The sequence below is a fragment of the Leucobacter soli genome (assembly GCF_042659205.1).
Taxonomy (GTDB): Bacteria; Actinomycetota; Actinomycetes; order Actinomycetales; family Microbacteriaceae; genus Leucobacter; species Leucobacter soli.
The window spans coordinates 1-5,441 of record NZ_JBHSRW010000154.1 but is presented as its reverse complement, the minus strand read 5'-3'; the positions used below and the strand labels follow the sequence as shown (position 1 = coordinate 5,441).

Below are 5,441 nucleotides of genomic sequence, written 5' to 3'. Positions count from 1 at the left end.
AGCTAAGGCTGACAGCGCCGATGGTACTGCACTCGGGAGGGTGTGGGAGAGTAGGACACCGCCGGACCTCTTCATGAAAAGGGTCGTTCAGATGGTAGTTGACCAGTTACTGGTCCTGCCTCTGGGCGGCCCTTTTCTCATTTCAGGAGTCGAATGATGAGCCGACAAGACGATTCGCGCGATGACGATCGCCGCGACCGGAACCGCGGGGGCGACGACCGCGGGCGGCGCGCATACGGTGACCGGAGCCAGGCGGATGGCCGCGGGCGAGGCGGCTACCGTCGCGACGATGCCGACCGACCCCGTCGCCGCGATGACGAGTCGGCTCGACGACGCCCCGACGATCGGCCCCAGCGCCGCGACGGAGATCGCCCCCAGCGTCGTGATGGAGACCGATCCCAGCGCCGCGACGGCGGTGCCCAACGCGGCGATGGCGAGCGTCGGTACGGCGGCAATGGCGATCGACCGCAAGGTCGCGGGGGCGAGTTCCGTCCCCGTCGCGCTGATGGGGGTCGACCGCAGCGGCAGGATCGCGGAGACGGAGAGTTCCGCCCTCGCCGGAACGAGGGGCAGGATCGCAGCAGGAGCGACGGTCCGCAGCGTCGAGACGGCGACCGTCCGCAGTACCGTGATGGCGACCGTCCGCAGTACCGGGATGGTGATCGGCCTCAGCGCCGGGATGGTGATCGGCCGCAGTACCGGGACGGCGGATACCGTCCCCGGCGGGAGGACGATCAGCGCGATCGGCGTGACGGCGACCGCTCCGGCCGGGACGGCCACTATCGGGACCGCCCGCGTCGGGATGGCGAGTACCGGGACCGTCGGGACGGGGATCGTCCTCGTCGCGACGGTGAGTACCGCGGCCGACGGGAGAACGATCGTGAGACCTACCGCGGGCGGCAGGATGGCGACCGTCCTCGTCAGGACGGGCAGTACCGTAGCCGGCGGGAGGGGGAGTTCCGCGAGCGGCGGAACGACGATCGACCTCGCAGGGAGGACGGTTACCGCGACCGTCGAGACGGCGGCAGGCCTCACCGGGATGGAGACCGTCCGCAGCGGACCGCCGGAGGAGTCGGACGCGGGGGCACTCGCGGCGGCGGGCGCAGCGATCGTGGCGGCAGCGGCCGGGAGTTCAGCGAACTCGAGCGGTTGCAGCACGAGCTCCGCCCGGTACGGGCCGAGCACGATGACCCGGAGATCCCGGACTACATCGAGGCGAAGGATCTCAACCCGGGCGCGCGGAACGAGCTGAAGACGCTGCAGGCGGAGACTGCCGAATTGGTCGCACGCCATCTCGCGATGGTCGCGGACCTGATCGATGACGACCCCGAGCTCGCGCACCTGCATGCCATTTCGGCGAGTCGACGCGCAGGCCGGATCCCGGTGGCCCGCGAGGCTCTTGCGGCAACCGCGTACCGCATCGGCGATTACGCGCTCGCGCTCCGCGAACTGCGCACGCACCGCAGGCTCAGCGGCGACCAGGGAAACATCGCACTGATGGTCGAAGCGGAACGGGCGCTCGGCCGACCGCAGAAGGGTCTTGAGACCGGCCTCGAAGCAGACACGACGAAGCTCAACGCCACCCAGCGTGTGCAGCTGGCCATCGCCATGTCCGGTGCACGGTTGGACCTCGGTCAGACCCAACAGGCCCTCTTCGAACTCGAGGTCCCCGAACTCGATCCGAATCGGGCCTTCGCCTACAGCCCGGAACTCTTCGCCGCCTATGCGGCGGTGCTGGAGGATCTGGGCCGCGACGCCGAGGCCGCCGATTGGCGCGAACGCGCCGAACGCGCCGAATCCGCGCTGAACGCGCAGTCCGCCGCGTCGGATCAGCTCGAGGTGATCGAAGTCATCGAGCAGGATCTCGCCCCCGAACAGGCTCCCGCACCCGAGTGGGCCGAAGCCGGAGCCTCCGAGGCCGGTGCCTCCGAAGCCGGTCCTTCCGAAGCTGAAGTCTCCGAATCCGGGTCCTCCGGCGGTGAGCCCGATGGAGTCGCCGCCCTCCACGACGAGGCCGCCGAGGGCGGCGAACCCCCGACCGAGGCAGCCGAGTAATGGCGCTCTTCGGACGACGGTCGACACCGGCCGGCCCCGCGCCGCTCGAAGGCGCCGAGCTGCTGCTCGCCGACCTGGACGGCGTCGTCTACCGGGGGAAGCAGGGCATCCCCGGTGCGGTCGAGCAGCTGAACCGAGCGGCCGACGGGACACGCCGTCTCGGATACGTCACCAACAACGCCTCGCGCACCGATGAGGCCGTCGCCGCGCAGCTGCGCGAACTCGGCCTGCACGCCGAGGCCGGTGACGTGGTGACCAGCCCGCAGGCCGCGGCCGCGCTGCTGAGCCGGACGGTGCCGCGCGGCTCGACCGTGCTCGTGATCGGAGGCGACGGACTCGTCGACGAACTGCAGAAGGCCGGGTTCTCGATCACCCGCAGCGCCGAGGACTCGCCTGCCGCCGTCGTGCAGGGCTTCGCCCCGGAGATCGGCTGGAAGGACCTCGCGGAGGCCGCCTTCGCCCTCGCCGAGGAACCCGGTCGCGAGCCCCTGCCCTGGATCGCGACCAACACCGACTGGACCTTCCCGCTCGAACGCGGTCTCGCCCCCGGCAACGGTACGCTGGTCTCCGCCGTCCACACCGCAGTGCAGCGGCTCCCGGTCTTCGCAGGCAAGCCCGAGACGCCGATCTTCGAGACCGCCTTCGAACGCTTCGGATCCCGCCAGGCGCTGATGCTCGGCGACCGGCTCGATACCGACATCAAGGGCGCACGCGCCGCCGGCATCCGCTCGGCGCACGTCCTCACCGGGGTCGACCGCCCCAAGCAACTGGTCGCCGCCTCCGCCGACATGCAGCCCGACTACATCATCCAGAGCATCGACGAACTGCATCTGCCGTATCCGGAGACCGTCATCGAGAAGGACGGCACGGCCCGGGTCGGCGCCGCTCGCGTCCGCATGAACGGCCATGCCGCCGAGATCCTGCACGCCGGGAACGAGCCGATCGAGCTGCTCCGCGCCGGCTGCGCTGCGATCTGGGGATCGGGGCTCGCGATCTACGGACTCCAGATCCCCGAAGCGATCTACGCCGATCATTGGCGCTGATGCCGACGTCGGTGGAGCCGGATACGCTGGAGACATGACCGAATCCGCTGAGACGACACCGGCCGTGAGCACCGGCGCCGGGGCCGAGCCATCCGACGGTGCGCACGATGCAGGCGATCCGTCGACCGCCGGCCTGCTCGGTGCTGATGGTTCGCAGGCCGAGGGCCTGCTCAGTGCTGATGGCTCGCAGACCGAAGGCCTGCTCAGCCGCCTCGAGGTGATCGATTCGCAGCCGATCGGGCAGCGCGCCGCCGGCTTCGATCAGCTCGCGGAAGAGCTGCTGTCGGAGTTGCAGCGCAGCGATCACGAGGGTGAGCAGTAGCGTGACCGGAACGCAGCCCGAGCGAGGGACGGGGCCGATGCGGCTCGACGTCGCGCTGGCCGAGCGCGGACTCGCGCGCTCGCGCAGTCGGGCTGCGGAGCTGATCGCGTCGGGACGCGTCAGCGTCGACGGCGAGATCGCGACGAAGGCCGGCGCCCGAGTGGCCGGTGCATCCGAGCTTCGGATCGCGGACGGGGACGTCTACGTGAGCCGGGCGGCGCACAAGCTGCTCGCCGGGCTCGACGGTTTCGGCGTGACCGTCGAAGGGCGGCTGGCGCTCGACCTCGGAGCCTCGACCGGCGGTTTCACCCAGGTGCTGCTCGAACGCGATGCGCGCGAGGTCATCGCGCTCGACGTCGGGCACGGACAGCTCGTCCGGGAGCTGCGGGAGGATCCGCGCGTCCGCGTCGTAGAGGGATGCAACGCTCGGGAGCTGGACCGCGCGAGACTCGCGGAAGCAGCGGGTACCCCCGAGCCGCCGAGCCTCGTCGTCGGGGACCTCTCCTTCATCTCCCTCACGCTGGTCCTCTCCGCGATCGCGGCGATCGCGGCTCCGCGCGCCGAGCTGATCCTGCTGATCAAGCCGCAGTTCGAAGTCGGCAGGCAGGGCATCCGGAACGGTATCGTGGTCGACCCCGAGCTGGCGCAGGCCGCGGTGGACCGCGTCGTCGCCTGCGCGACCGGGCTCGGCTTCGTCGACGGCGGCGTCATCCCGTCTCCGATCACGGGTGAGCACGGCAACCACGAGTTCTTGGCATACTTCTTCAGGGAGGCGAGCACGGCATGAGCGAACGGCGGATCCTGGTGGTGTCGCACACCGCCCGCGTCGAGGCGATCGAGGCCACGGTCAGCGTCGTGGAGGCGCTGCGCGCCGCCGACGTGATCCCGGTCATGCCTGCGAGCGACCGTGCGGAGTTCGCTCCCCACCTCGCGCCGGAGCGCACGGAGGAGCTGGGCGGCGCGTCCGGCGTGACGGTCGACGAACTGGAAGTGGCCCTCGTCCTCGGCGGCGACGGCACCATCCTGCGCGCGGCCGAGGTGCTGCGCGGCTCCCGCTGCCCGATCCTCGGCGTGAATCTCGGGCACGTCGGCTTCCTCGCCGAGACCGAGTCGCACGATCTGGAGTTCACGGTGCGGCGCGTGCTGGCCGGTGCCTACACCGTCGAGGAGCGCACCACGCTCGACGTGCGCGCCACCGTCGAGGGCGAGGTGATCGCAGACACCTGGGCCGTGAACGAGGCCAGTGTCGAGAAGCTCGGACGGATGCTCGAGGTCGCGGTCGGCGTGGACGGGCGACCATTGTCATCGTTCGGCTGCGACGGCGTCGTGCTCTCGACGCCGACGGGGTCGACCGCGTACTCCTTCTCCGCCGGCGGACCCGTGGTCTGGCCCGCAGTGCAAGCACTGCTGATGGTGCCGCTCGCGGCGCACGCCCTGTTCAACCGTCCACTCGTCGTCGGGCCCGAATCCGTCCTCTCGGTCGAGATCCTGCCTGAGAGCGGCGGCCTCGGTGTGCTCTGGTGCGATGGGCGCCGGCGCACCGAGCTGCCGGTCGGTGCAGTCGTCGAGGCGCGGCGTTCGCAGCTGCCGCTTCGGCTCGCCCGTATCGACGAGGCGGTCTTCACCGATCGGCTGGTCCGCAAGTTCCACCTGCCCGTGGCCGGCTGGCGCGGAGCGGCGACTGGGCGGTCGCAGTGATCGAGGAGCTGAGGATCAGAGACCTCGGCGTGATCGCCGAGGCGACGCTCGAGCTCGGGCCGGGCTTCACCGCGATAACCGGTGAGACTGGCGCAGGCAAGACCATGGTGGTCACCGCGCTCGGCCTCCTGATGGGGGAGCGCGCCGACTCCGGGGCCGTGCGCAGCGGTGCGGACGCCGCCCGCGTCGGTGGCCTCGTGCGCACGCACGACGCGGAGGTCTCCGAGCTCGTCGACGAGGCAGGGGGAGCCCTGGAGGACGGCGACCTCGTGCTCTCCCGGACGGTGAGCGCGGAGGGCCGGAGCCGTGCGAGCGTCGGCGGC

7 protein-coding genes are annotated in these 5,441 nt (G+C 70.9%); 6 read left to right on the top strand and 1 reads right to left on the bottom strand.

The annotated features are described in order from the left end of the window. Positions 1–87: 87 nt before the first annotated feature. Positions 88–1,185: a hypothetical protein gene (locus ACFPZL_RS09425; protein ID WP_218114955.1), complete on the bottom strand. Its 1,098-nt coding sequence runs from the start codon at positions 1,183–1,185 to the stop codon at positions 88–90. Between ACFPZL_RS09425 and ACFPZL_RS09420 the strand changes: the two genes are divergently transcribed. From ACFPZL_RS09420 to ACFPZL_RS09395, 6 genes are all read left to right on the top strand, one after another. Continuing rightward, a complete protein-coding gene (locus ACFPZL_RS09420) occupies positions 1,150–2,055 on the top strand; it encodes a hypothetical protein (protein WP_218114954.1) in 906 nt (301 codons plus the stop codon). The genes ACFPZL_RS09425 and ACFPZL_RS09420 overlap by 36 nt on opposite strands. Continuing rightward, positions 2,055–3,098, top strand: a complete 1,044-nt coding sequence (locus ACFPZL_RS09415; protein WP_218114953.1) for an HAD-IIA family hydrolase — start codon at positions 2,055–2,057, stop codon at positions 3,096–3,098. The genes ACFPZL_RS09420 and ACFPZL_RS09415 overlap by 1 nt, the downstream gene beginning before the upstream one ends. A gap of 64 nt (positions 3,099–3,162) precedes the next feature. Further along, positions 3,163–3,420: a hypothetical protein gene (locus ACFPZL_RS09410; protein WP_382332464.1), complete on the top strand. Its 258-nt coding sequence runs from the start codon at positions 3,163–3,165 to the stop codon at positions 3,418–3,420. Between the two features lies 1 nt (position 3,421). Then, a complete protein-coding gene (locus ACFPZL_RS09405; protein WP_328798020.1) occupies positions 3,422–4,207 on the top strand; it encodes a TlyA family RNA methyltransferase in 786 nt (261 codons plus the stop codon). Next, positions 4,204–5,118 carry an NAD kinase gene (locus ACFPZL_RS09400; protein WP_218114952.1) on the top strand — a complete coding sequence of 305 codons (915 nt, stop codon included), beginning with the start codon at positions 4,204–4,206 and terminating at the stop codon, positions 5,116–5,118. The genes ACFPZL_RS09405 and ACFPZL_RS09400 overlap by 4 nt, the downstream gene beginning before the upstream one ends. Next, on the top strand, positions 5,115–5,441 hold a 327-nt coding region (locus ACFPZL_RS09395), incomplete at its 3' end, for an AAA family ATPase (protein ID WP_382335207.1). The genes ACFPZL_RS09400 and ACFPZL_RS09395, both read left to right, overlap by 4 nt.

What these genes read in the sequence shown, in the direction of transcription:
- ACFPZL_RS09415 (WP_218114953.1), top strand. Translation starts at nt 2,055, where the DNA reads ATGGCGCTCTTCGGACGACGGTCGACACCGGCCGGCCCCGCGCCGCTC.
- ACFPZL_RS09400 (WP_218114952.1), top strand. Translation starts at nt 4,204, where the DNA reads ATGAGCGAACGGCGGATCCTGGTGGTGTCGCACACCGCCCGCGTCGAG.